Below are 25,722 nucleotides of genomic sequence, written 5' to 3'. Positions count from 1 at the left end.
ACTCTTCTTGCAGCGGAGGGGAGTACTCCCGAACGCGACGTACCCGTCAATACGGACCGCCATCGGTCCCGGGGCGTCGGCCCGCGGGGCGGTGAGCCGCCTCGGGTGGAAGAGACCTCCGGCAGCGACGACGCTGATCAGTAGCCGTACGACGCCGGAGGCGCAGTGGACGTTTCAATGACCCTTTGGGTGCTGACCATTCTTGGTCTGTGTGCCCTGATCGCGGTTGACTTCTTCATCGGCCGCAAGCCGCACGACGTATCGATCAAGGAAGCCGGAATCTGGACGGTCGTCTGGATCGTGCTGGCCGCGCTCTTCGGAGTGGGCCTGCTGATCTGGGGCGGTGGTCAGGCGGGCGGCGAGTTCTTCGCGGGCTTCATCACCGAGAAGTCGCTCAGCGTCGACAACCTCTTCGTCTTCATCCTGATCATGGCGAAGTTCTCGGTGCCCACCCATCTCCAGCAGCGGGTGCTGCTGTTCGGTGTGCTGATCGCGCTCGTACTGCGAGCGATCTTCATCGCCGCAGGCGCAGCGGTCATCGCCAACTTCTCCTGGGTCTTCTACATCTTCGGCGCGTTCCTGATCTACACCGCCTGGAAGCTCATCCAGGAGGCACGTGCGGGCGACGACGAAGAGGAGTGGGAGGAGAACCGCCTCCTGAAGGCCGCCGAGAAGAAGTTCGGCGTCGCCGACCAGTACCACGGCACCAAGCTGTTCATCCAGAAGAACGGCAAGAAGATCATGACGCCCCTCATGATCGTCATGCTCGCCATCGGCACCACCGACGTGCTCTTCGCGATGGACTCGATCCCCGCGATCTTCGGCCTCACCCAGGACCCGTACATCGTCTTCACGGCGAACGCCTTCGCCCTGATGGGTCTGCGCCAGCTGTACTTCCTCATCGGCGGACTGCTCAAGAAGCTGGTCCACCTCAGCTACGGCCTCTCGGTCATCCTGGGCTTCATCGGCGTGAAGCTGGTCCTGCACGCACTCCATGAGAACGGCGTGCACGTCCCCGAGATCTCCATCCCGGTCTCGCTCGGCGTCATCTGCGGTGTCCTCGTCATCACGACGATCACCAGCCTCATGGCCACCAGCAGGCAGGAGAAGAAGGAGGCCGCGGAGAAGGCGGCCGACGAGACTCCGAAGGACAGCATCGAGGCCTGACGGCATCGGACGTAGGAGTTACCAGCACGGGGTGTGGCCCGCGGCGGATTGCCGCGGGCCACACCCCGTGCTTGCTTGGATCCATGAAGTTTGTTCAGATCATCGAGTTCGAGACCGACCGCATCGACGACATGCGGGCCCTGGTCGAGCAGGCGGACCAGCAGGCCGACCAGCAGGCGCCGGGCCGCGAGGGCGGCCCCACGCACCGCCTCGTCCTTCAGGACCGGGGCAACCCCCGCCGCTTCCGCGTACTCATCGAGTTCGCATCGGCCGAGGACGCGCAGCGCAACAGTGACTCTCCCGAGACGGCGAGGATGGCCGAGCAGCTCGCCGCGCTGTGCACCAGCGGTCCGTCCTTCACGGACTGCGACGTACGGGAGATGACAGAGCTGAAGTAGCGGAGCCCAGGCGTCCGGTGCAGCATCGGAGGCATGATCACTCGGCTCCGGGCGCTCGCCACACAGTGGACCGCGGCCGTGCCGGCCCTCGCCGTCGTGCTGCTCGCCCTCACCTGGGGACGCGACCTGCCGGGCGCGGTCGTGGCCGTGGTCACGCTCGTGCTCGCCGGGGCGGTGCTCGCGGCCGTGCACCACGCCGAGGTGATCGCGCACCGCGTCGGTGAGCCCTTCGGCTCGCTCGTCCTCGCGGTCGCCGTGACGATCATCGAGGTCGCCCTGATCGTCACCCTCATGGCCGACGGCGGCGACAAGAGCGCCACACTGGCCCGCGACACCGTCTTCGCCGCCGTGATGATCACCTGCAACGGCATCATCGGGCTGTGTCTCCTGGTGGGCGCCCTCCGCCACCGCGTCGTCATCTTCCAGTCCGAGGGCACCGGCGCCGCCCTCGCGACCGTCGCCACGCTCGCCACCCTCAGCCTTGTCCTGCCGACCTTCACCACGACCAAGCAGGGCCCGGAGTTCTCCACGGCGCAGCTCACCTTCGCGGCTCTCGCCTCGCTCGTCCTGTACGGCCTCTTCGTGACGACCCAGACCGTGCGCCACCGCGAGTACTTCCTGCCGATCACCCGCAAGGGAGAGGTGATCGACTCCGAGGACGCCTCAGGGCCCTCCAGCCGCACCGCCCTGATCAGCCTGGGCCTGCTCGCCCTCGCCCTGATCGGCGTGGTCGGCCTCGCCAAGGGGGTCTCGCCGACGATCGAGTCCGGCGTGGAGAGCGCAGGCATGCCGCACTCCGTGGTCGGCGTGATCATCGCGCTGCTCGTGCTGCTCCCGGAGACCATCGCCGCCGTGCGCGCCACCCGCCGCGACCGGGTGCAGACCAGCCTCAACCTCGCCCTCGGGTCCGCGATGGCCAGCATCGGCCTGACCATCCCGGCCGTCGCGGTCGCCTCGGTGTGGCTCTCCGGGCCGCTGGTGCTCGGACTCGGCCCGACCCACATGGTGCTGCTCGCGCTCACCGTGGTCGTCGGCACGCTCACGGTCGTGCCGGGGCGCGCCACGCTGCTGCAGGGCGGGGTCCATCTGGTGCTGTTCGCGGCGTACTTGGAGCTCGCGGTCACGCCGTGAGCGGGTGACCAACCCCGTGGGTCTCCGTCACGCCGGTTCCGGAACCGGCCACGTCTCGGGCGGCAGCGCGAAACAGCCCAGGCTCAGCAGGGCCACCGCCGTCGCCACGATCGGGGTGAGCGCGCCGCCCAGGACCCCGCCCAGGTTGTAGCCCACCGCGGTGCCCGTGCAGCGCACCCGCGGCTCGTACAGCTCGGGCAGATACACGGCGATCACGGCGAGTCGTCCCGTAGATGAAGAAGTCGTAGAACTCGATGGCGGTCCCGGCGAGCGAGGCGGCCGCGAGCCGTGGCAGAGAAGGAGCCCCGGCAGGGGAGTGGGTCTTGCGCAGGCCGCGTCAACTACCCGCTGTCACGGCCGGTTACGGGGGTGTGCGGAGGCGCGGAGAGGTTCGTCAGTACGCTGACGGCATGACGCGCACTCTTGCCAACGCCCCGATCATGATCCTGAACGGCCCCAACCTGAACCTGCTCGGCCAGCGCCAGCCGGAGATCTACGGCTCGGACACTCTCGCCGACGTGGAGGCGCTGTGCGCCAAGGCGGCGGCCGCGCACGGTGGCACCGTGGACCTGCGGCAGAGCAACCACGAGGGTCAGTTGGTGGACTGGATCCACGAGGCACGCGAGCACCACGCAGGGATCGTCATCAACCCTGCCGCCTACTCGCACACGTCAGTCGCGATCCTGGACGCGCTCAACACCTGTGACGGACTGCCGGTGTTGGAGGTCCACATCTCCAACATCCATCAGCGGGAGGCGTTCCGGCACCACTCGTACGTCTCCCAGCGCGCCGACGGCGTCATCGCCGGGTGCGGTGTGCAGGGGTACGCGTTCGCCGTGGAGCGGGTGGCCGCGCTGCTCGGCGCGGCCTGATCCCGTCGGCGGGCGCGGCTCACCAGCCGCGCCGGCGCCACTCCGCGAGGTGCGGGCGCTCGGTGCCCAGCGTCGTGTCGTTCCCGTGGCCGGGATAGACCCAGGTCTCGTCGGGCAGCGCGCCGAAGATCTTCGTCTCGACGTCGTTCAGCAGGCTCGCGAAGGCCTGGGGGTCCTTGTGCGTGTTGCCGATGCCGCCGGGGAAGAGGCAGTCGCCGGTGAAGACGTGCGGGTGGCCGTGCGGGTCGTCGTACACGAGGGCGATCGAGCCCGGCGTGTGGCCCACCAGGTGGCGCGCGGTGAGCGGGACCCGGCCGACCCGGACGGTGTCGCCGTCCACGAGCGGGACGTCCGTGGGCACCGGGATGCCCACCGCGTCCTCGCGGCCCGCGAAGGTCCGGGCGCCGGTCGCGGCGACGACCGCGGCCAGGGCCTGCCAGTGGTCGCCGTGCTGGTGCGTGGTGACGACGGACGCGATGCCGTCGTCACCGATCAGCGTGAGCAGTGTCGCGGAGTCGTTCGCCGCGTCGATCAGGAGCTGCTCGCCGGTGTCCCGGCAGCGCAGCAGATAGGCGTTGTTGTCCATCGGACCGACCGCGACCTTCGAGATCATCAGGTCCTGCAGCTCGTGCACGTCCGCGCCGCCGCCGACCTTCACTGCTCCGCTGTACGTCATGTTCCTCAGCCTATAGCGGGGGCAGGGAGGGCAGGAGGCCGCCTTCGGCCGTCAGCGCGGAGCCGTCGCGCCGGCCGGAGAGCCAGCCCACCACGTCGGACGCGGGACCGGAGACCGTGACCTCGGGCTCGCCGTCCCGGCCGGTGCGCCACGCGTGCGTGCCGTCCGTGATCCGGGTGGGCGGCACATCGGGGTTGCCCGAGAAGCGCGCCGCGAGGAACGCGGTCTCCCGCTGCACGAACTCCTGCGGCAGGTCCTCCAGCTCGTACCCGATCCCCAGATCGACATGGTGCAGTTCGACCTCGACCCACCGCCGGAACGGCACCCGCGACGCGGAGTCGGTGACTCCGTTGCGCATCTCGATGGTGCGGGACCAGTCGGCGGGGACCGCGGCCTGCGCCTCGAAGCGGGCCGCGCTCTCGCGGACGTCGTCGAGCTGCTCGGCCGGCGGCCGGGGAGCGTCCCGCTCGATGTCGGCGTCCCGCGCGTCGCCGCTGACGTACATGGGCCGCCCGGCGAGGACATTGACGAGCGCGTCCGCGTTCTGGGCGAGATGGGCGAGGACGTGGCCACGGGTCCAGCCGGGAAGGCGTGACGGCTCGGCGGTCGAATCGTTGTTCAGTTTCGCGGCTGCGGTGAGCAGCCGGTCGGTCGCGTCACGTACAGACGCCAGGTCGCGCACATGATCAATCATGCGCCCGACGATAGCCGCGCCACACGTTCGGGTGAAGGTGTCGGAGCGGCACCGCAAATCGAATGCACGTGCTATATGGTCGGGTGCGGCATCGGGCATTCTTGGCAGTCCGGGTTTGTTATCACCCAGGGCATCCGTCCCGGCGTTGTCAGTGGCTCGCCCTAGTCTGTGAATGACGGGGGTCCCGCCCCTGTCACTTCTCTCAAGAAAGGTGCGGACCGGCGTGGCCGACCGTCTCATCGTCCGTGGCGCGCGCGAGCACAATCTCAAGAACGTCTCGCTCGACCTCCCGCGCGACTCCCTCATCGTCTTCACCGGGCTCTCCGGGTCGGGCAAGTCCTCGCTCGCGTTCGACACGATCTTCGCCGAGGGCCAGCGGCGGTACGTGGAATCGCTGTCCTCGTACGCCCGGCAGTTCCTCGGTCAGATGGACAAGCCGGACGTCGACTTCATCGAGGGCCTCTCGCCCGCGGTCTCCATCGACCAGAAGTCGACCTCGCGCAACCCGCGCTCCACGGTCGGCACCATCACCGAGGTCTATGACTACCTCCGCCTGCTGTTCGCGCGCATCGGCAAGCCGCACTGCCCCGAGTGCGGGCGCCCCATCGCCCGGCAGTCGCCCCAGGCCATCGTCGACAAGGTCCTCGAGCTGCCGGAAGGCAGCCGCTTCCAGGTCCTCTCGCCGCTGGTGCGCGAGCGCAAGGGCGAGTTCGTCGACCTCTTCGCCGACCTCCAGACCAAGGGGTACAGCCGCGCGCGGGTCGACGGCACGACGATCCAGCTCTCCGAGCCGCCCACGCTGAAGAAGCAGGAGAAGCACACCATCGAGGTGGTCATCGACCGCCTCACGGTGAAGGACTCCGCCAAGCGCCGTCTGACCGACTCCGTGGAGACCGCGCTCGGCCTGGCGGGCGGCATGGTCGTCCTGGACTTCGTCGACCTCCCCGAGGACGACCCCGAGCGCGAGCGCATGTACTCGGAGCACCTGTACTGCGCGTACGACGACCTGTCCTTCGAGGAGCTCGAGCCCCGCTCCTTCTCCTTCAACTCGCCCTTCGGCGCCTGCCCGGACTGCTCCGGCATCGGCACGCGCATGGAGGTCGACCCCGAGCTGATCGTCCCGGACGAGGACAAGTCGCTCGACGAGGGCGCCATCCACCCCTGGTCGCACGGCCACACCAAGGACTACTTCGGCCGGCTCGTCGGAGCCCTCGCCGACGCGCTCGGCTTCTCCACGGACATGCCCTGGGCCGGGCTCCCGCAGCGCGCCAAGAAGGCCCTCCTGAACGGCCACAAGACGCAGATCGAGGTGCGCTACAGGAACCGGTACGGCCGCGAGCGGGTCTACACCACCGCCTTCGAAGGCGCCGTCCCCTTCGTCAAGCGCCGCCACAGCGAGGCCGAGAGCGACACGAGCCGTGAGCGCTTCGAGGGCTATATGCGCGAGGTGCCCTGCCCCACCTGTGAGGGCACGCGACTCAAGCCGATCGTCCTGGCCGTCACGGTCATGGGCAGGTCCATCGCCGAGGTCGCCGCGATGTCCATCAGCGACTGCGCGGACTTCCTCGCCGAGCTGAAGCTGGGCGCCCGCGACAAGAAGATCGCCGAGCGCGTCCTGAAGGAGGTCAACGAACGGCTGAGGTTCCTCGTCGACGTCGGCCTGGACTATCTCTCGCTCAACCGCGCGGCGGGCACCCTCTCCGGAGGCGAGGCCCAGCGCATCCGCCTGGCCACGCAGATCGGCTCGGGCCTCGTCGGCGTCCTTTACGTACTGGACGAGCCGTCCATCGGCCTGCACCAGCGCGACAACCACCGCCTGATCGAGACCCTCGTGCGCCTGCGCGACATGGGCAACACGCTCATCGTCGTCGAGCACGACGAGGACACCATCAAGGTCGCCGACTGGGTCGTCGACATCGGCCCCGGCGCGGGCGAGCACGGCGGCAAGGTCGTGCACAGCGGCTCCATGAAGGAGCTGCTCGCCAATCCGGACTCGGTGACCGGGCAGTATCTGTCGGGCAAGAAGTCCATCCCGGTGCCGGACATCCGCCGCCCCGCGGACCCCTCCCGCCGGCTGACGGTGCACGGCGCCCGGGAGAACAACCTCCAGGACATCGACGTCTCTTTCCCGCTCGGCGTCCTCACCGCCGTCACGGGCGTCTCGGGCTCCGGCAAGTCGACGCTCGTGAACGACATCCTCTACACGCACCTGGCGCGCGAGCTGAACGGCGCACGCTCCGTCCCCGGGCGGCACACGCGCGTGGACGGCGACGACCTCGTCGACAAGGTCGTGCACGTCGACCAGTCGCCCATCGGCCGCACCCCGCGGTCGAACCCGGCGACGTACACCGGAGTCTTCGACCACGTCCGCAAGCTGTTCGCGGAGACGATGGAGGCGAAGGTCCGGGGCTATCTCCCCGGCCGCTTCTCCTTCAACGTCAAGGGCGGTCGCTGCGAGAACTGCTCCGGTGACGGCACGATCAAGATCGAGATGAACTTCCTCCCGGATGTGTACGTCCCCTGCGAGGTCTGCCACGGGGCGCGCTACAACCGCGAGACGCTGGACGTCCACTACAAGGGCAAGTCCATCGCCGAGGTCCTGGACATGCCGATCGAGGAGGCGCTCGACTTCTTCGAGGCGGTGCCGGCCATCTCCCGGCACCTGCGCACGCTCAACGACGTGGGCCTCGGGTACGTCCGGCTCGGCCAGTCCGCGCCGACCCTCTCGGGTGGCGAGGCCCAGCGTGTGAAGCTGGCCTCCGAGCTCCAGAAGCGCTCGACGGGCCGGACCGTCTACGTCCTGGACGAGCCGACCACCGGTCTGCACTTCGAGGACATCAGCAAGCTGATCACGGTCCTGTCCGGCCTGGTCGACAAGGGCAACACGGTCATCGTCATCGAGCACAACCTCGACGTCATCAAGACCGCGGACTGGGTCGTCGACATGGGCCCCGAGGGCGGCAACGGCGGCGGTCTGGTCGTCGCCGAGGGCACGCCCGAGGAGGTCGCCGGGGTTCCGACGAGCCACACGGGCAAGTTCCTGCAGAACATCCTTGTGGCGGAGATTCCCTCGCAGGGGCGGACACCGGCGCGGAAGGCCGCGGCGAAGAAGGTGGTGGCCTCGGCGGCGGTGAAGAAGCCGGCGGCGGCCAAGGCCACGGCTAAGACTGCCGCTGCCAAGACCTCCGCGGCCAAGAAGGCTGCCCCGAAGAAGGCTGCCGCCAAGAAGACGACCAAGGCTCGTAAGGCCTGATGCAGCCGCGCGTCTGCGGGTGCGCTGTGGCTGGTCGCGCAGTTCCTCGCGCCCCTTTGGGGGCGCCCTGAAGGGCTGCCGGACAAGGGCTTCCCCCTTGTCCGGCAGCCCTTTGCCGTGGTCGCCTGGGCCGCATGACCGTACGTACTGAACGCGCAGGCGCAGTGACGACCATCGTGCTGTCCCGGCCCGACGTGCGGAACGCCGTCGACGGGCCCACCGCCCGTGCCCTCGCCGACGCGTTCCGTGCCTTCGACGCCGACCCCGACGCGTCCGTCGCCGTGCTGTGGGGCGAGGGCGGCACCTTCTGTGCCGGTGCGGACCTCAAGGCCATCGGGACGCCCGCCGGGAACGAGGTCGCCGAGAAGGGCGACGGTCCCATGGGCCCCACCCGCATGCGTCTCTCCAAGCCCGTCATCGCCGCGATCTCCGGACACGCGGTCGCCGGAGGCCTGGAGCTGGCGCTCTGGTGCGATCTGCGGGTCGCCGACGAGGACGCCGTACTCGGAGTCTTCTGCCGCCGCTGGGGCGTCCCGCTCATCGACGGCGGCACGGTGCGGCTGCCCCGGCTCATCGGGGAGAGCCGCGCCATGGACCTCGTGCTCACCGGCCGCCCCGTCCCCGCCGCCGAGGCCCTCGCGATGGGCCTGGTCAACCGGACCGTGCCGCCGGGCACGTCCCGCGCCGCGGCCGAACGCCTCGCCGCGGAGATCGCCGCGTTCCCCCAGGCCTGCCTCCGCAACGACCGGATGTCCGTGCGGGAACAGGGCGGTCTGACCGAGGAGGACGCGATGGCGGGCGAACTGCGCCACGGTCTGCGGTCCCTCGTCGAAGCGGGCGACGGCGCGGCCAGGTTCGCCGCGGGGGAGGGGCGGCACGGAGCCTTCACGGACAGCGCGGGAGACGCGGCCGACCGCTGACTAACCCTCGGCGGGCGCGGTCTCCGGCTCCAGGAACTGCATGTCCAGCTGGATCTTCACCACGTCACCGAGCAGCCCGGCGCCGAAGTCGAGTCCGTAGTCGCTGCGCTTGATCTCCCCGGTCGCCTCGAACCCCGCATGCCGCCGCGGGGAGCCCGGGAAGGCCTGGACCCCGCCGAACTCGACGGCGAGCGTGATCGGCTTCGTCACGTCGCCGATGGTCAGTTCACCCTCAAGCGTCCACTCCTCGTCCTTGCCGATGACGCGCGTGGAGCGGAACGTCATCGTGGGCCGGCGCTCCACGTCCAGCAGGTCGGGCGCGCGGACATGCGCGTCACGGTCCTTGTTGCCGGTGTCGATCGACGCCAGGTCGATGGTCGCCGTCACCGATGAGGTCTCGGTGCTCTCGCCCACGACCAGACCGGCCGTCACCTCGGCGAACCGCCCCCGCACCTTCGAGATCCCGAGGTGGCGGATGGTGAAGTTGACGGCGGAGTGAAACGGGTCGATCTCCCAGTCCCCCGCGGGGAGGGGAAGCGCGGTCGTCGAAGCGGCGGTACTCGTGTCAGAAGTCATGCCGTCCACGATGCGAGGCCGCCCGCACCCGAGGAAGGCCGAGCCGAGACTGGTAGTGACAGGGCCACGATCCGGGGCGGTGACCGCTGGTACGTTCGGCCGGTGAGCGACAACGAGCTGGGCACCTTCCTGCGTACCTGCCGTGAAGCGGTCACGCCCGCCGAAGTCGGGCTCCCGACCGGCCCCCGGCGCCGCACGCCGGGCCTGCGCCGCTCCGAGGTCGCCACGCTCGCCGGCGTCAGCGTCGAGTACCTCGCCCGCCTGGAACAGGGCCGGGACCGCCACCCGTCCCCGCAGGTGATGGGCGCGCTCGCTGACGCCCTGCGGCTGTCCGTGGAGGAGCGCTTCCACCTGCGCCGCCTGGAGAAGGAGACGAGCGGCGATCCGTGCTGCCCGACGGCGAGCGTGCCCTCCCACTCGGTGCGCCCCACCGTGCGGGCGCTCATCGACCGCATGGAGCCCACCCCCGCCGTCCTGTTCAACCGGCTCAGCGACGTCCTCGCGTACACCGCGGGCTATGAGCGGATCATGGGGCCCATCGGCCTCCTCGACGACGAGCGGCCCAATCTCATCCGGTTCCTCTTCACCGACGAGCGGGCCCGCGCCGCCTACCCCGAGTGGGACGGCTTCGCCGACGAGCAGGTCGCCTCGTTCCGGGCCGAGTCCATGCTGACCGACCCCCACGCCGAGGGATTCGCCGACGAGCTGACCGTCATAGCCGGCGCCCCGTTCGCCGACCGCATGGCGGCCGTGCCGCGGCTGCCCCGGCGCAGTGGGGTCGAACGCATGGCGCACCCGGAGGTCGGTGCGGTGCGGCTTTCGTACGAGACGCTGACGCTGCCCGACGCCGACGGCCAGCGCCTGGTCGTCCACCTGCCCGCCGACGACGCCTCGTCGGCCGCGCTCGACCGCCTCAACGGCCGCCAGCCCGGCGGCCTTCGCGCGGTGACGGGCTGAGCGCCCTACCCCAGCTCCGCCGCGTACGGCGGCTCCGCCCCCGCGCGGGACACGGTGACGGCAGCCGCGCGTGCGGCGAAGCGCAGGACCTCGCCCCAGCTGTCCGCGCCGAGCCCGGAGAGGGACTCGGCCGAGAGCGCGTCCCGTGCGCAAAGCCCGTGCAACAGGGCCGCGTTGACGGTGTCGCCCGCCCCGATGGTGTCCACCACGTCGACCGGCTCGCCCGGCACCGACCACTCCCCGCCGTCCCGCGTGAAGACGGTGAGACCCTTGCCGCCCCGCGTGATCACCACCGCGCCGGGGCCGGACGCGAGCCACTCGCGTGGCGTGCCGCCGAGCCAACTCGCGTCGTCCTCCGACAGCTTGAGCAGCGAGACCGACGGCAGCCAGCTCTTGAACCGGGCCCGGTAGGCGTCCGCGTCCGGGATCAGTCCCGCACGGATGTTGGGGTCGAGGGCCGTGAAGACGCCCCGCGCCGCCTCCCCGCGCATCAGCTCCTCGTACGCGCTCGCGCCCGGTTCGAGGACGAGCGAGCATGTGCCGAACGACACCGCGCGCACGCCGTCGGGCAGCCGCTCCGGGGCCGTGAACAGGCGGTCCGCCGTGCCCTCGACGTAGAAGGAGTAACCGGCGGAGCCGTCCGCGCCGATCGAGGCCACCGCGAGCGTCGTCGGCTCGGCGCCCCGCTGGACGTACGACACGTCGACCCCCGCGGTCCGCAGCCCGTCGACCAGCGCGTCGCCGAACGCGTCCGCCGAGATCCGCGAGCAGAAGGCGACGGGGGAGCCGAGACGGCCGAGGGCCACCGCGGTGTTGTACGGACCGCCGCCGAGCCGCGGGGCGAGCGCGGGCAGCCCGGCATCACCACGGCCCGGGGCACCGGCGGACTCCTGCGGGACGAGGTCGATCAGGGCCTCTCCGGCGACGACGATCACGGGTGGTTCCTCTCGGCTCTGAGGTCGTGGCTCAGCGGTCGTGGCTCTGCGCGCCTGGCACTGCGGGCCTGGCTCAGGGGTCGTGCTCCCCGGCTTCCGCCACAGGCTAGGGCTTCCCGGGGCGCTCGGCCCGACGCGGGCGGCACTCGGGCACGGCCGCGCCCAACGCGGGCACAGGGCACCCCACCGGTATGGTCTGATCCGTCACCGAAGCGCCTGACCTGTGGAGATTCCATGCCCGGTACGCCGCCCCCCGCCCGCCGCACGGTGCTGCGCGCCGCCGCTCTCGTCCCGGCCGCCGGCCTGGGGATCACGGGCTGCTCGTCCGGCGGCGGCGGTGGCTCCAACCGTTCGGCGCCGACCGCGCCGGTGGACCTCGGTGGCTCCGACGAGGTGAAGGTGGGGGCATCGAAGCTCTTCACCGACGAGAACGTGGTCGTGAGCCGCATCGCGGACGACGAGTACAAGGCGTTCAGCACGATCTGCACGCACTCCAAGTGCCCCATCAACAAGCTGGAGGGGCACAAACTCATCTGCCCCTGCCACGGAAGCCAGTTCGACGCCACGAACGGCAAGGTGCTGCACGACCCGGCCGTCAGGCCGCTGGAGGAGCTGCCGGTGAAGGTGGAGGACGGCAAGATCGTCGCGGGTCCCGGGGCCTAGCCCGGGACCGGCGGGCGGCGGCTCACTCCCAGTCCCACGCGATCCCCAGGATCCCCGCCCGCACCTGCGTCTCCACCAGGTGCACCGACCGATGGCTGCCGCTCAGCGTCAGCTCCTGGCGCCCACCGCGTGGCGCGGCGGCCGAATGCTGGGCGAAGCGGTGGCAGCGTACGGGCAGCGCGGCCTCGTCGAAGCGCACCTGGAGCGCGTACTGCCCGCCCGCGAAGCTGAAGCCACGGAAGTACTCGGTGGCCGCCCCCGCCGTGCCGTCCTCGAAGCCGTAGCGGAACAGATGCGTGTCGCCCGCGCGCAGGCGTGCGTCGAACAGCAGCTCGGCGACGAGCACCCCCGTCTCGTGGTGCAGGCGCACGCGCCCCGTGCGGCAGTTCTCCAGGGCGTGCACGCCGATGCGCTCCGGTGCGCAGCCGGGGTCGCCGCGGTAGATCGCGAGGTAGCGGTCCACGCCGTCCCGGTGGGCGCGCACGACGTGCTGCGAGTCGCGGCCGAGCATCTCGCGGCGCCCGCCGATCCGCACCCGCTCGTGGTGGCCGACGGTGTGCAGGCCGCCGTCGAGCGGCGAACCGAGGTCGGTGATCAGCTCCTGGAGCACGTCGGACGCCTCCAGGAGGGAGCGGTAGGAGCGGGCGGCGGGGCGTTCGCAGTCGGGGTGGCCGGAGGGCTTGGCGAGGAGCCGGATCAGTGACTCCTCGGGGAGCTGGAGGATCTCCTCCAGGGCGCGCACGGCGCGGAGCGACTCGGTGCGCTGGGGGCGCCTGGCACCCTGCTGCCAGTAACTCAGGCTCGTCACCCCGACGTTGACGCCCTGGCGCGCGAGATGATGCCGTACGCGTTGCAGGGGAAGGCGCCGTGCGGCGATCGCGGCCCGCAGTGCCACGTGGAAGGGGCCGGTGCGCAGTGCGGCCTCCAGGTCCGCAGGCGCGCCGTCCGCGAGCTGTGTGCCGTGCCGCATCGCAAGGCCCTTCTGTGAACATTCACATCGGTCGTCCGGGCGTACGCGCCGGTCGGGGCGGGCCACCAGGTGGGCGTACGAGGGGTGTTCACATCCGTACGCCGCCGTTCACGGCCCAAGTAATCCCGCATTGAACCTTGTTGACCCGTACCCGACAACACTCGATGCTCAATCGCAGCGTCCGGACGCGCTCCTCCACCCCTCACCCCCCGCTTGGGAGGAACGCGATGCGCCAACGAATCAGCAGATACAGCGGACGCAGACGTCTGTCCGCGCTCGCCGTGGTGGCAGCGGCCCTGGTGGCCGCACCGGCGGCCACGGCCACGGCTGCCCCCGACAGTCCTCCGTCCGCCTCCGTACAGAGGTCTGGCACCGACGCCCCTTCTCTCCTCGCCGCCAAGCGTCTGAACATCACGATGCAGGCCCAGCAGAAGACCAACTGGTGCTGGGCGGCGGCCGGGAACACGATCGCCACCTTCTACGGCAAGAACTACAGCCAGAACCAGTTCTGCAACGCGGCTTTCGGGCGGGGCCAGAACACCGAGTGCCCCAACTCGCAGGCCACGCTCGGCGACGTCCAGAACGGCCTGGACTGGGCGGGCATCAGCGCCGGTTCGTACGTCAGCGGCTGGCTGCGCTATCCGACCGTGCAGGCCGAGATCAATGCGGGCCGCCCGGTGGAGACCCGCATCCAGTGGTCGAACGGCGGCGGTCACATGCATGTCCTCTACGGGTACGACGACGCGAGCAGCTGGGTCTACTGGGGCGATCCGTGGCCGTCGAACGACCGCTACAACTGGGCCTCGCACAGCTGGTACGTCAACAACAACACCTTCTCCTGGACCCACTCGCTGTACCGGATCGGGGCGTGAGCGCGATGAACCGTCACCTTCCCCGCCATCTGCTGAGGGCCGCGCTCGCAGGCTCCGCCGCCACCTTGCTGCTCGGCCTCGCCGCGCCGCACGCCGGCGCGGACTCCGGGCCTTCGGACGCCTCGCTCGAAGCGGCTCACGATGCCGCGGCCGCCCCCGAGACCCTCGACACGCTCTCCCGCTTCTTCGCACGGGAGGGGGCGGTCAGCAAGGCCGCGGCGGACCCGCGCGTGCGGGGCGCCGACGCCGTTCCCGTGCGCTACCTCTCCCCGGAGTTCGTCGCCGGCGAGAAGGGCGCGCCGATCGCCCGCGTCGAGTTCCTGGCCAGCAAGGCGGTCTCCTCCGACGGACAGGAGGCCTCCCTGTGGACGGTGCGGCAGGGCGGCTCCTGGCAGGTCGTGAACATCGCCACCGGGGACGACGAGACGCACTACGCGCGCGTGGGCGCCGACAAGCTCCCCGGGGGCACCGTTTTCCACGAGCCGCAGATCAATGCCTGGTACGTGCAGGGGCGGGGGCGGGTGCTGCCGCTCGACGCCGACGCGGTGCGTGCCGTCGGCGCGGGCGGGGCCTCGGTCGCCGCCTATCAGAAGCGTGTGCACGCCGCGTACGCCGACAAGCTGCCCGGCTCCGCGTACGCGAAGTCCGGCAAGGCCGGGGGCTTCGCCCCGAAGGAGCGGGGCGCGGAGCCCCCGGCGGCCGCAGCCGCGGCTTCGGCAGACGGCCCCGTCACGGTCGCCTCCTCCGTGGCAGGAGCGGGGGCCCTGCTCGCCCTCGGCCTCTCCGGGGTGGCCGTCTGGCGACGTCGCGCCCGGCAGCACGGCTGACCTGCCCCCGGCCTCCGGCCGGGAGCTTCCCCACCCACCCGCCCTCCAGGGCGGGTGGGCTCAGGAGCAAGGGAGGCGGCGGGCCCGCGTGCGGGGAAGCAGTGGCCCGAATGCGGGTCGTAGGAGGGAGAGCGGCGGCACCCTGCAAGCCCTGACTGTCAGCCCCCGCCAGTAGGGTGTGGAGCATGGCAGACCCCTCCAGCTACCGCCCCAAGCCGGGACAGATCCCCGACTCGCCGGGGGTCTATCGGTTCCGCGACGAACACCGCCGGGTGATCTACGTCGGCAAGGCGAAAAGCCTCCGCCAGCGCCTGGCCAGCTACTTCCAGGACCTGACGAACCTGCACCCGCGCACCGCCACGATGGTGACGACGGCGGCCTCCGTCGAGTGGACGGTGGTCTCCACCGAGGTCGAGGCGCTGCAGCTCGAATACTCCTGGATCAAGGAGTACGACCCCCGGTTCAACGTCAAGTACCGCGACGACAAGAGCTATCCGTACCTCGCGGTGACGATGAACGAGGAGTTCCCGCGCGTGCAGGTGATGCGCGGCCACAAGAAGAAGGGCGTCCGCTACTTCGGCCCGTACGGCCACGCGTGGGCGATCCGCGACACCGTGGACCTCCTCCTGCGGGTCTTCCCCGTCCGCACCTGCTCGGCCGGAGTCTTCAAGAACGCCGAGCGCACCGGCCGCCCCTGCCTCCTCGGCTACATCGGCAAGTGCGCGGCGCCCTGCGTGGAGCGGGTCTCCCCACAGGAGCACCGCGAACTGGCCGAGGACTTCTGCGAGTTCATGACCGGGCGCACCGGGGCGTACATCCGCCGCATCGAGCGGCAGATGGCGGACGCCGCGGAGGACATGGAGTACGAGAAGGCGGCCCGTCTGCGCGACGACATCGGCGCCCTCAAGAAGGCCATGGAGAAGAGCGCTGTCGTCCTCGCCGACGCCACGGACGCCGACCTCATCGCCCTCGCCGAGGACGAGCTGGAGGCGGCCGTCCAGATCTTCCACGTCCGCGGCGGCCGCGTGCGCGGTCAGCGCGGCTGGGTCACCGACAAGGTCGAGGCGGTCACCAGCGGCGACCTCGTCGAGCACGCGCTCCAGCAGCTCTATGGAGAGGAGAGCGGGGACTCCGTACCGAAGGAAGTCCTCGTCCCCGCGCTGCCCGAGCCCATAGAGCCCGTCCAGGAGTGGCTCACCGAGCGACGCGGTTCGAACGTCTCGCTGCGCATCCCGCAGCGCGGCGACAAGAAGGCGCTCATGGAGACCGTGGCGCGCAACGCCCAGCAGTCGCTCGTCCTGCACAAGACCAAGCGCGCGTCCGACCTGACGACCCGCTCCCGCGCCCTGGAGGAGATCGCCGAGGCCCTGGATCTCGACAGCGCCCCGCTGCGCATCGAGTGCTACGACATCTCGCATCTGCAGGGTGACGACGTCGTCGCCTCGATGGTCGTGTTCGAGGACGGCCTCGCACGCAAGAGCGAGTACAGGCGCTTCCAGATCAAGGGCTTCGAGGGCCAGGACGACGTCCGCTCCATGCACGAGGTGCTCACGCGCCGCTTCAGGCGCTACCTCTCCGACAAGGAGAAGACGGGGGAGTGGGACCCCGACGGCGCGGAGGAGAGCCTCACCGAGGAGGACGGCCGCCCCAAGCGCTTCGCCTACCCGCCCCAGCTCGTCGTCGTGGACGGCGGCCAGCCGCAGGTCGCGGCCGCCCAGCGGGCCCTGGACGAGCTCGGCATCGACGACATCGCGGTGTGCGGCCTGGCCAAGCGCCTCGAAGAGGTCTGGGTGCCGGGCGACGACGACCCGGTGATCCTGCCGCGCACCAGCGAAGGCCTGTACCTTCTCCAGCGGGTGCGCGACGAGGCGCACCGCTTCGCGATCACGTACCAGCGGGCCAAGCGGGCCAAGCGCTTCAAGGCCGGACCGCTGGACGCCGTGCCCGGCCTGGGCGACGCGCGCAAGCAGACGCTGATCAAGCACTTCGGTTCGGTGAAGAAGCTGCGATCCGCGACAATCGACCAGATCTGCGAGGTTCCGGGCATAGGCCGCAAGACGGCCGAGGCGATCGTCGTGGCCCTGGCCGCCGCGGCACCCGTGGCGCCCGCCGTGAACACGGCGACCGGAGAGATCATTGAAGACGAGGAGCCCGCACGCGCGGGATCCTCCAGCGACGGCGAGGAGCCCGTGTCCGCGGGCACCTCAGAGGAACGACGGGGGCAGGAGACATGACCGAGCACGACGAAGGCGGCGAGCAAGTGAGTACGGGCACGACCATCACGCCAGGTGAGACCGCAGAAGTGGTCCCCGAGCTGGTGATCATCTCCGGCATGTCGGGAGCCGGACGCAGCACCGCGGCGAAGTGTCTCGAGGACCTCGGCTGGTTCGTCGTCGACAACCTGCCGCCCGCGCTGATCCCCACCATGGTGGAGCTCGGCGCCCGCTCGCAGGGGAACGTCGCCCGCATCGCGGTCGTCGTCGACGTGCGAGGCCGCCGCTTCTTCGACAATCTGCGCCAGTCCCTCGCGGACCTGGAGGCCAAGCACGTCACCCGGCGGATCGTCTTCCTGGAGTCCTCGGACGACGCCCTGGTGCGCCGCTTCGAGTCCGTCCGCCGCCCGCACCCGCTGCAGGGCGACGGCCGCATCGTCGACGGCATCGCGGCCGAGCGCGAGCTCCTGCGCGAGCTGCGCGGCGACGCCGACCTGGTGATCGACACGTCCAGCCTGAACGTGCACGAGCTGCGCGCCAAGATGGACGCCTCGTTCGCGGGCGAGGAGGAGCCCGAGCTGCGGGCCACCGTCATGTCCTTCGGCTTCAAGTACGGCCTGCCGGTCGACGCGGACCTCGTCGTGGACATGCGCTTCTTGCCCAACCCCCACTGGGTCCCGGAGCTGCGCCAGTACACCGGGCTCAATGAAGAGGTGTCGGCGTACGTCTTCAACCAGCCGGGGGCCAAGGAGTTCCTCGACCGGTACGCCGAGCTGCTCCAGCTAATCGCCGCGGGATACCGCCGCGAGGGCAAGCGCTACGTGACGATCGCGGTCGGCTGCACGGGCGGCAAGCACCGCTCCGTCGCCATGTCGGAGAAGCTCGCAGCGCGCCTCGTGTCCGAGGGCGTCGAGACCGTCCTCGTCCATCGGGACATGGGGCGAGAGTGAAGTCCTCCCTGCGGCTGAACCGCCTGGGCCGCAAGCGGGGCACCCAGCCCAAGGTCGTGGCGCTCGGCGGCGGGATGGGCCTGTCCGCGTCACTGGCCGGGCTGCGCCGCATCACCGGTGACCTCACCGCCGTCGTCACCGTCGCCGACGACGGCGGCTCCAGCGGGCGCCTCCGCGACGAACTGGGCGTCCTGCCGCCCGGCGACCTGCGCAAGGCGCTCGCCGCCCTGTGCGGGGACGACGACTGGGGCCAGACCTGGGCCCGCGTCATCCAGCACCGCTTCCAGTCCAAGGGCGACCTGCACGAGCACGCGGTCGGCAATCTGCTGATCGTCGCCCTGTGGGAGCAGCTCGGCGACCACGTCCAGGCCCTCGACCTGGTCGGCAAGCTGCTCGGCGCGCACGGCCGCGTGCTGCCCATGTCCGCGGTCCCGCTGGAGCTCCAGGCCCTGGTCAAGGGGCACGACCCGCAGCGCCCGGAGGACGTGGACACGGTGCGCGGGCAGGCCACGGTGGCGCTCACCCCGGGTGAGGTGCAGTCCGTGCACCTGGTTCCGCACGACCCGCCGGCCGTCCCCGAAGCGGTCGCTGCCGTGCTCGACGCGGACTGGGTGGTGCTCGGCCCCGGCTCCTGGTTCTCCTCGGTGATCCCCCATCTGCTGGTCCCCGAACTGCTCGACGCGCTCGTCGAGACGAAGGCCCGCAGGGTCCTCTCGCTCAACCTCGCGCCGCAACCCGGTGAAACCGATGGGTTCTCTCCGCAGCGTCATTTGGAGGTTTTGGCCCGACACGCCCCTAAACTCGCCCTGGACGTGGTGCTGGCCGACGACGCCGCCGTGCCCGACCGTGAGTCACTCACCGATGCCGCCAAGCGGCTCGGCGCCACGGTCGAGCTGGCGCCGGTGGCCAGGCACGATGGCACTCCGAGGCACGATCCGGAGCTCCTGGCCACCGCGTACGACCGTATTTTTCGGATGCATGGAAGGATCGGCCCATGGCGATGACGGCAGCGGTGAAGGACGAAATCTCCCGGCTTCCCGTCACCCGGACCTGCTGCAGGAAGGCAGAGGTCTCGGCCATCCTGCGGTTCGCGGGCGGCCTTCACCTGGTGAGTGGCCGCATCGTGATCGAGGCGGAGCTGGACACGGCGATGGCCGCGCGGCGGCTGAAGCGGGACATTCTTGAGATTTTCGGGCACAGCTCGGAGCTGATCGTGATGGCTCCCGGCGGCCTGCGGCGCGGCTCGCGTTACGTCGTACGGGTGGTGGCGGGCGGCGACCAGCTGGCCCGGCAGACGGGCCTGGTGGACGGCCGTGGCCGCCCGATCAGAGGACTGCCGCCCCAGGTGGTCTCGGGGGCCACCTGTGACGCCGAGGCGGCGTGGCGCGGGGCCTTCCTCGCGCACGGCTCGCTGACCGAGCCGGGGCGCTCCTCCTCCCTCGAGGTGACCTGCCCGGGTCCGGAGGCGGCGCTCGCCCTGGTCGGCGCCGCGCGCAGGCTGCAGATCGCGGCGAAGGCCCGTGAGGTGCGCGGCGTGGACCGCGTCGTCGTGCGGGACGGTGACGCGATCGGTGCCCTGCTCACGCGGCTCGGCGCCCACGAGTCCGTCCTCGCCTGGGAAGAGCGGCGGATGCGCCGCGAGGTGCGCGCCACCGCCAACCGCCTGGCCAACTTCGACGACGCGAACCTGCGCCGCTCGGCCCGCGCGGCCGTCGCCGCGGGCGCCCGCGTGCAGCGTGCCCTGGAGATCCTCGGCGACGAGGTCCCCGAGCACCTCGCGGCGGCCGGACGGCTGCGCATGGAGCACAAGCAGGCCTCCCTGGAGGAGCTGGGCGCGCTCGCCGAGCCGGTCCTGACGAAGGACGCGGTCGCGGGCCGTATCCGCCGGCTGCTCGCCATGGCGGACAAGCGGGCGCAGGACATGGGGATTCCGGGCACGGAGTCCAACCTGAGCGAGGAGCTCGCCGACAACATGGCGGTCTGACCGCCGTCGTACGTCACGCAAGCCGTCGGGGCCGCTGAGGCCCCGGCGGCTTCTTTGCGTCCCTTTTCGCGTAGGCCTTCACGCCATATTGACATGATCATGAAGTGTCACGAGCCTGGCGTTCGCGCACAAATGTGCCGGACAACCGCAAGGGGGGCTCATGAGACGAAGAGTGAGATCCAAGAGATCCAGGGCCGGTTTCAGATCGGTCGTCGCCGCGGGTGCACTGCTCGTCGGCGGCCTCGTCGCCGTGCCGCACGCCCAGGCCGACAGCGGGGCGAAGGCCCCGGCCACCGACGATCCGGCGGCCGTGAAGGTCTACGAGGCTGAGGTCACCAAGAAGCAGGTCCCGATCCTCGTCGAGGCGGGCCAGGACGCCCACGAGCTCGCGGGGCAGGCCCCCGAGAGCGGCACCGCCCGCGTCGAGGTCTATCTGACCGAGGCGCAGGCCAAGGGCGTCGAGCGTGAGGGCGTCGAGCTCACCGAGCAGAAGATCTCCGCCGGTACGGAGCAGAAGCTCAAGGCCGCGGGGGACGGCGTGTTCCGGCCGTACAGCGGCAAGGGCGGCCTCAAGGAGGAGATCGTCAAGACCGGTCAGGCCAACCCCGGCCTCACCAAGGTCGTGTCCATCGGCAAGACCCTCAAGGGCCAGGACATCCTCGCGCTCAAGCTCTCCAAGGGCGCCAAGAAGTCCAAGGACGGCTCCAAGCCGTCCACGCTCTACATGTCCAACCAGCACGCGCGCGAGTGGATCACCCCCGAGATGACCCGCCGCCTCATGCACCACTACCTCGACAACTACGGCAAGGACCAGCGCATCACCAAGCTCGTGGACTCCACCGAGCTGTGGTTCGTGCTCTCCGCCAACCCCGACGGCTACGACTTCACGCACGCCGCCGACGGCGACCGCCAGTGGCGCAAGAACCTCCGTGACATCGACGGCGACGGCAAGATCGCGGCCGGCGACGGCGTCGACCTCAACCGCAACTTCGCCTACAAGTGGGGCTACGACAACGAGGGTTCGTCCCCGGAGGCCTCCTCGGAGACCTACCGCGGCACGGGTCCCATCTCCGAGCCCGAGACCAAGGCGATCGACCGCTTCCAGAAGCGCATCGACTTCACGTACGGGATCAACTACCACTCCGCGGCCGAACTGCTGCTCTACGGAGTGGGCTGGCAGGTCGCCACGCCCACCCCGGACGACGTCCTCTACAAGGCGCTGAACGGCACCCCGGAGAAGCCCGCCGTGCCCGGCTACCACCCGCAGGTCTCCTCCGAGCTCTACACCACCAACGGCGAGGCGGACGGCCACGCGGGCAACGTCAACGGCTTCTCGATGTTCACGCCGGAGATGTCCACCTGCCAGACGGTCTCCAACCTCGACCCGAACGACCCCTGGAAGCCCGAGGACTGCGCCTCGATCTTCACCTTCCCGGACGACGAGAAGCTGATCCAGCAGGAGTTCGCGAAGAACGTCCCGTTCGCGCTCGCCGTCGCCGAAACCGCACTCCACCCCGACCAGCCGGTCTCCGTCACCGGCATCGAGGCCCCGGACTTCACCCCTGACGCCTTCACCACCTCGTACGCGCGCGGTGCTGACCAGGAGATCGCCGTCACCGCCCGCAAGTCGGTGCGGGACAAGGAGCTCAACTACCGCGTCAACGGTGGACGTACGAACACCGAGGACCTCAAGGCCTGGAAGGGCGGCGAGACCTACGGCGGTGAGGACAACATCCACTTCGACCAGTACCGCGCCGAGATCGAGGATGCGCGCGTGGGCGCCAAGGTCGAGGTGTGGTTCACCGGCCGCACCAAGAAGGGCCGCACGGAGAGCGAGCACTTCACGTACACCGTCACCGAGCGGGCCAAGGCCAACACCCTCGTCGTCGCCGAAGAGGGAGCCCCCGCGGCACAGGCCCAGAAGTACGTCGACGCCCTGAAGGCCAACGGCCGGCCGGCCGTGGTCTGGGACGTCGCCAAGCAGGGCACCCCGCACCCGTTCGGCGTCCTGTCGCACTTCTCCGCGGTCGTGCACTACACCGGCGACCCGGTGCCGTCGGCGGCCACCCAACTCGCCCTGCGCGCCTACCTCAACGAGGGCGGCAAGCTGATCGAGTCCGGTGAGCGCACCGGCTCGAACGTGGACCTCGGGGACGCGCTCTCCGACGACTTCGCGCAGTACTACCTCGGTGCGTACGAACGCCTCTCCGCACCCGGCGCCACCAGCTTCGCCGGCAGCGGCGCGCTCGACGGCGTGAACACGCCGCTCGCCGCGGCCGACGCCAACCCCCTGGACAAGGCGGGCCGCTACACCGTCACGTCCGACAGTCTGCCCGCCGACGAGTTCCCGCAGTTCAAGAGCGCGGCGGCAGGCAGCTACCCCGGCCTCACCAACCCGTACGCGCCCTTCGAAGGCCAGGGCATGGCGTCGGCGAGCCACGCCGACCAGGACTGGAAGCGGCTGACCCGCACCATCGACCTGACCGGGGTCTCGGCCGCGGACAAGCCGGAGCTGCGGTTCGCGCTCAACTGGAACCTGGAGACCGGCTACGACCACGGCGTGCTTGAGGCCCACACCACCGGCGCCGACGACTGGACCACGCTCCCGGACACGAACGGCAACTCGTCCGCTGCCGTGCCCGCCGAGTGCGGGGCCGGGTTCTTCATCAACGGCCACCCGTTCCTGCGCCACTACCTGACCCAGTCGGCGACCGGCTGCACGGCGTCGGGCACCAGCGGCGCCTGGAACAGCTTCACCGGGTCCTCCAGCGGCTGGAAGCCCGTCTCCTTCGACCTGAGCGCCTACGCGGGCAAGACGGTCGAGGTGTCGCTCAGCTCCATCACCGACCCCTCCAGCGGGGGCCGCGGACTGTTTGCCGACAACGCCCAGCTCATGATAGGGGGCAACGCCACGCAGACCGAGGGATTCGAGGCCTCGCTGGGCACCTGGAGCGTCGCTCCGGCACCCCCCGGGAGCCCCAACATCACGGGTGACTGGGCCCGTACGGGAGAGCTCTACAAGCCCTACGCGGCCGTCACAGCGCGTGACAGTGTGCTGCTCGGCTTCGGGTTCGAGCATGTACCCGGAAACGCCGAACGGGCCGCTCTTATGGGCGCCTCCCTTGCACATCTGCGCCGCTGACGCTGCGTAATCAGGACCAAGGTCCCGGTGGCTCGTGCCCCCTACTCGGGGGTACGGGCCACCGTGCCGCTCGGGCCCCCTGTCGATGTCACCCAAAGGCCCTCAGAGAGGTAGGGTCGGAGGCGGTCGGGGACATCCCATACAACTCGCCGGCGTCTGAAACCGGCGTACCAACGAGGAGATCGGTTCGTGACGATCCGCGTAGGCATCAACGGCTTCGGCCGCATCGGGCGCAACTACTTTCGGGCGCTGCTTGAGCAGGGTGCGGACATCGAGATCGTGGCTGTCAACGACCTGGGTGACACCGCGACTACGGCGCACCTCCTGAAGTACGACACCATCCTTGGCCGTCTCAAGGCCGAGGTGTCGCACACCGAGGACACCATCACGGTCGACGGCCACACCATCAAGGTGCTGTCCGAGCGCAACCCCGCCGACATCCCGTGGGGACAGCTCGGCGTCGACATCGTGATCGAGTCGACCGGCATCTTCACCAAGAAGGCCGATGCCGAGAAGCACATCGCCGGTGGCGCGAAGAAGGTCCTCATCTCGGCTCCGGCCAAGGACGAGGACATCACCATCGTGATGGGCGTCAACCAGGACAAGTACGACGCGGCCAACCACCACGTCATCTCGAACGCGTCCTGCACCACCAACTGTGTGGCGCCGATGGCGAAGGTTCTCGACGAGAACTTCGGCATCGTCAAGGGCCTGATGACGACGGTGCACGCGTACACCAACGACCAGCGCATCCTGGACTTCCCGCACTCGGACCTGCGCCGCGCCCGCGCCGCCGCCGAGAACATCATCCCGACCACGACCGGTGCCGCCAAGGCCACCGCTCTGGTCCTTCCGCAGCTCAAGGGCAAGCTCGACGGCATCGCGATGCGCGTCCCGGTCCCGACCGGTTCCGCCACCGACCTCGTCGTCGACCTGCAGCGTGACGTCACCAAGGACGAGGTCAACGCCGCGTTCAAGAAGGCCGCCGACGACGGCGACCTCAAGGGCATCCTCTTCTACACCGAGGACCCGATCGTGTCGTCCGACATCGTCAGCGACCCGGCCTCCTGCACCTTCGACTCCTCCCTGACCATGGTCCAGGAGGGCAAGACGGTGAAGATCCTCGGCTGGTACGACAACGAGTGGGGCTACTCCAACCGCCTCGTCGACCTCACGGTCTTCGTCGGCGGTCAGCTCTGATCACCAGAGCAGGCACCTCGATGTGAGCACAGGGTCCGGACCGCGCAATACTGCGTGGTCCGGGCCTTGTTGCACGTCAGCCCTCTTAAGGAGTCCTGGAGTCCAGCCATGAAGACGATTGACGAACTTCTCGCCGAAGGGGTCGAAGGCAAGCGGGTCTTCGTCCGCGCCGACCTCAATGTGCCGCTCGCCGACGGCACCATCACCGACGACGGCCGCATCCGCGCCGTCCTGCCGACCGTCACCAAGCTCGCCGACGCGGGCGCCAAGGTGATCGTCGCCTCGCACCTCGGCCGCCCCAAGGGTGCCCCGGACCCGGTGTTCTCACTGCTTCCCGCCGCCGAGCGCCTCGGTGAACTCCTCGGCAAGCCCGTGGCGTTCGCCCAGGACACCGTCGGCCCCGCCGCGCACGACGCGGTGGACGGTCTCGAGCCCGGCCAGGTCGCCGTCATCGAGAACCTCCGCTTCAACGCGGGCGAGACGTCCAAGGACGACACCGAGCGCGGCGAGTTCGCCGACAAGCTCGCCGCCCTCGCGGATGTCTACGTAGGGGACGGCTTCGGCGCCGTGCACCGCAAGCACGCCTCCGTGTTCGACCTGCCGGCACGCCTTCCGCACTACGCGGGCTTCCTCATCGCCACCGAGGTCGGCGTCCTGAAGAAGCTCACCGAGGACGTCAAGCGCCCGTACGTCGTCGCGCTCGGCGGCGCCAAGGTCTCCGACAAGCTGGCCGTCATCGACCAGCTGCTCGGCAAGGCCGACCGCCTCCTGATCGGCGGCGGCATGGCGTACACCTTCCTCAAGGCCCAGGGCCACGAGGTCGGCATCTCCCTCCTCCAGGAGGACCAGGTCCCGCAGGTCAAGGAGTACATCAAGCGCGCACAGGACAACGGCGTCGAGCTGGTCCTGCCCGTCGACGTGCTGGTCTCCACCGAGTTCCCGGACCTGAAGACCAAGGCCCCGGCCAACCCCACCACGGTCGCCGCGGACGCCATCCCGGCCGACCAGGAGGGTCTCGACATCGGACCCGAGACCCGTAAGCTCTACGCCTCGAAGCTCGCCGACGCGGGCACCGTCTTCTGGAACGGCCCGATGGGCGTCTTCGAGCACCCCGACTACGCCGAGGGCACCAAGGCAATCGCCCAGGCTCTCCTCGACTCCCCGGCCTTCACGGTCGTCGGCGGTGGCGACTCCGCCGCGGCCGTCCGGATCCTGGGCTTCGACGAGAACGCATTCGGCCACATTTCCACCGGCGGCGGCGCCTCCCTCGAATACCTCGAGGGCAAGACGCTCCCCGGCCTCGCCGCACTGGAGAACTGACA

22 protein-coding genes and 1 pseudogene are annotated in these 25,722 nt (G+C 70.1%); 17 read left to right on the top strand and 6 right to left on the bottom strand.

Going from position 1 to position 25,722, the window contains the following annotated elements; translation table 11 throughout:
- Positions 1-177 precede the first annotated feature (177 nt).
- From ABZ833_RS12770 to ABZ833_RS12760, 3 genes are all read left to right on the top strand, one after another.
- The gene (locus tag ABZ833_RS12770; RefSeq protein WP_361045054.1) at positions 178-1,167 is read left to right on the top strand and encodes a TerC family protein; all 990 of its coding nucleotides are present in this window, start codon (positions 178-180) and stop codon (positions 1,165-1,167) included.
- 83 nt (positions 1,168-1,250) lie between these two features.
- Positions 1,251-1,565 (top strand): hypothetical protein, encoded by a 315-nt coding sequence (locus ABZ833_RS12765; RefSeq protein ID WP_361045051.1) that lies wholly within the window; start codon positions 1,251-1,253, stop codon positions 1,563-1,565.
- Positions 1,566-1,598: 33 nt separating this feature from the next.
- On the top strand, positions 1,599-2,696 hold the full coding sequence (locus tag ABZ833_RS12760) for an ionic transporter y4hA (protein ID WP_361045048.1): 1,098 nt from the start codon (positions 1,599-1,601) through the stop codon (positions 2,694-2,696).
- A gap of 27 nt (positions 2,697-2,723) precedes the next feature.
- Here the strand turns inward: ABZ833_RS12760 and ABZ833_RS12755 are convergent.
- Positions 2,724-2,915 (bottom strand): annotated as a pseudogene (locus ABZ833_RS12755) (MFS transporter); the annotation flags it as partial.
- A gap of 191 nt (positions 2,916-3,106) precedes the next feature.
- Here ABZ833_RS12755 and aroQ point away from each other — a divergent pair.
- Positions 3,107-3,568 carry a type II 3-dehydroquinate dehydratase gene (gene aroQ / locus ABZ833_RS12750; protein ID WP_249590599.1) on the top strand — a complete coding sequence of 154 codons (462 nt, stop codon included), beginning with the start codon at positions 3,107-3,109 and terminating at the stop codon, positions 3,566-3,568.
- A gap of 19 nt (positions 3,569-3,587) precedes the next feature.
- Here aroQ and ABZ833_RS12745 read toward each other — a convergent pair whose 3' ends face one another.
- Both ABZ833_RS12745 and ABZ833_RS12740 read right to left on the bottom strand, forming a co-directional pair.
- Positions 3,588-4,244 (bottom strand): MBL fold metallo-hydrolase, encoded by a 657-nt coding sequence (locus ABZ833_RS12745; protein WP_361045044.1) that lies wholly within the window; start codon positions 4,242-4,244, stop codon positions 3,588-3,590.
- A 10-nt stretch (positions 4,245-4,254) separates the two neighbouring features.
- On the bottom strand, positions 4,255-4,938 hold the full coding sequence (locus ABZ833_RS12740) for a maleylpyruvate isomerase family mycothiol-dependent enzyme (RefSeq protein WP_361045041.1): 684 nt from the start codon (positions 4,936-4,938) through the stop codon (positions 4,255-4,257).
- Positions 4,939-5,161: 223 nt separating this feature from the next.
- On the opposite strand from ABZ833_RS12740, the gene uvrA reads away from it, so the two are divergent.
- A complete protein-coding gene (gene uvrA / locus ABZ833_RS12735; protein WP_361045038.1) occupies positions 5,162-8,191 on the top strand; it encodes an excinuclease ABC subunit UvrA in 3,030 nt (1,009 codons plus the stop codon).
- 134 nt (positions 8,192-8,325) lie between these two features.
- Positions 8,326-9,111, top strand: a complete 786-nt coding sequence (locus ABZ833_RS12730) for a crotonase/enoyl-CoA hydratase family protein (RefSeq protein WP_361045035.1) — start codon at positions 8,326-8,328, stop codon at positions 9,109-9,111.
- Here ABZ833_RS12730 and ABZ833_RS12725 read toward each other — a convergent pair whose 3' ends face one another.
- Positions 9,112-9,687 (bottom strand): YceI family protein, encoded by a 576-nt coding sequence (locus ABZ833_RS12725; RefSeq protein WP_361045032.1) that lies wholly within the window; start codon positions 9,685-9,687, stop codon positions 9,112-9,114.
- Between the two features lie 102 nt (positions 9,688-9,789).
- Here ABZ833_RS12725 and ABZ833_RS12720 point away from each other — a divergent pair, with 102 nt between their 5' ends.
- A complete protein-coding gene (locus ABZ833_RS12720; RefSeq protein ID WP_361045029.1) occupies positions 9,790-10,644 on the top strand; it encodes a helix-turn-helix transcriptional regulator in 855 nt (284 codons plus the stop codon).
- A gap of 5 nt (positions 10,645-10,649) precedes the next feature.
- Here ABZ833_RS12720 and ABZ833_RS12715 read toward each other — a convergent pair whose 3' ends face one another.
- Positions 10,650-11,579, bottom strand: a complete 930-nt coding sequence (locus tag ABZ833_RS12715) for a carbohydrate kinase (protein WP_361045026.1) — start codon at positions 11,577-11,579, stop codon at positions 10,650-10,652.
- Between the two features lie 234 nt (positions 11,580-11,813).
- On the opposite strand from ABZ833_RS12715, the gene ABZ833_RS12710 reads away from it, so the two are divergent.
- Positions 11,814-12,242, top strand: a complete 429-nt coding sequence (locus tag ABZ833_RS12710) for a Rieske (2Fe-2S) protein (RefSeq protein WP_361045023.1) — start codon at positions 11,814-11,816, stop codon at positions 12,240-12,242.
- A 22-nt stretch (positions 12,243-12,264) separates the two neighbouring features.
- Here the strand turns inward: ABZ833_RS12710 and ABZ833_RS12705 are convergent, their stop codons facing one another.
- On the bottom strand, positions 12,265-13,212 hold the full coding sequence (locus ABZ833_RS12705; protein ID WP_361045020.1) for a hypothetical protein: 948 nt from the start codon (positions 13,210-13,212) through the stop codon (positions 12,265-12,267).
- 227 nt (positions 13,213-13,439) lie between these two features.
- Between ABZ833_RS12705 and ABZ833_RS12700 the strand changes: the two genes are divergently transcribed.
- The 9 genes from ABZ833_RS12700 to ABZ833_RS12660 all read left to right on the top strand — a co-directional run bounded on the left by ABZ833_RS12700 (position 13,440) and on the right by ABZ833_RS12660 (position 25,720).
- A complete protein-coding gene (locus ABZ833_RS12700) occupies positions 13,440-14,084 on the top strand; it encodes a papain-like cysteine protease family protein (RefSeq protein ID WP_361045017.1) in 645 nt (214 codons plus the stop codon).
- Positions 14,085-14,089: 5 nt separating this feature from the next.
- On the top strand, positions 14,090-14,911 hold the full coding sequence (locus ABZ833_RS12695) for a hypothetical protein (RefSeq protein ID WP_361046272.1): 822 nt from the start codon (positions 14,090-14,092) through the stop codon (positions 14,909-14,911).
- A 185-nt stretch (positions 14,912-15,096) separates the two neighbouring features.
- Positions 15,097-17,145, top strand: coding sequence for an excinuclease ABC subunit UvrC (gene uvrC / locus ABZ833_RS12690; protein ID WP_361045014.1), 2,049 nt, complete (start codon positions 15,097-15,099; stop codon positions 17,143-17,145).
- Positions 17,142-18,074: an RNase adapter RapZ gene (rapZ, locus tag ABZ833_RS12685; RefSeq protein ID WP_361045011.1), complete on the top strand. Its 933-nt coding sequence runs from the start codon at positions 17,142-17,144 to the stop codon at positions 18,072-18,074. The genes uvrC and rapZ overlap by 4 nt, the downstream gene beginning before the upstream one ends.
- Positions 18,071-19,078 carry a uridine diphosphate-N-acetylglucosamine-binding protein YvcK gene (gene yvcK, locus ABZ833_RS12680; protein ID WP_361045007.1) on the top strand — a complete coding sequence of 336 codons (1,008 nt, stop codon included), beginning with the start codon at positions 18,071-18,073 and terminating at the stop codon, positions 19,076-19,078. The genes rapZ and yvcK overlap by 4 nt, the downstream gene beginning before the upstream one ends.
- The gene (gene whiA, locus ABZ833_RS12675; protein ID WP_249590613.1) at positions 19,069-20,058 is read left to right on the top strand and encodes a DNA-binding protein WhiA; all 990 of its coding nucleotides are present in this window, start codon (positions 19,069-19,071) and stop codon (positions 20,056-20,058) included. Before yvcK ends, whiA begins: the two co-directional genes overlap by 10 nt.
- A 172-nt stretch (positions 20,059-20,230) precedes the next feature.
- Positions 20,231-23,200, top strand: a complete 2,970-nt coding sequence (locus ABZ833_RS12670) for a M14 family zinc carboxypeptidase (RefSeq protein ID WP_361045003.1) — start codon at positions 20,231-20,233, stop codon at positions 23,198-23,200.
- A 189-nt stretch (positions 23,201-23,389) separates the two neighbouring features.
- Positions 23,390-24,400 carry a type I glyceraldehyde-3-phosphate dehydrogenase gene (gene gap / locus ABZ833_RS12665; protein WP_249590615.1) on the top strand — a complete coding sequence of 337 codons (1,011 nt, stop codon included), beginning with the start codon at positions 23,390-23,392 and terminating at the stop codon, positions 24,398-24,400.
- Positions 24,401-24,508: 108 nt separating this feature from the next.
- Positions 24,509-25,720: a phosphoglycerate kinase gene (locus tag ABZ833_RS12660; protein WP_361045000.1), complete on the top strand. Its 1,212-nt coding sequence runs from the start codon at positions 24,509-24,511 to the stop codon at positions 25,718-25,720.
- Positions 25,721-25,722 lie beyond the last annotated feature (2 nt).

This window comes from Streptomyces sp. NPDC047525, assembly GCF_040643025.1.
Lineage (GTDB): Bacteria > Actinomycetota > Actinomycetes > Streptomycetales > Streptomycetaceae > Streptomyces > Streptomyces durmitorensis.
The sequence above is the reverse complement of the archived record's forward strand: the minus strand, read 5'-3'. Positions and strand labels throughout refer to the sequence as shown.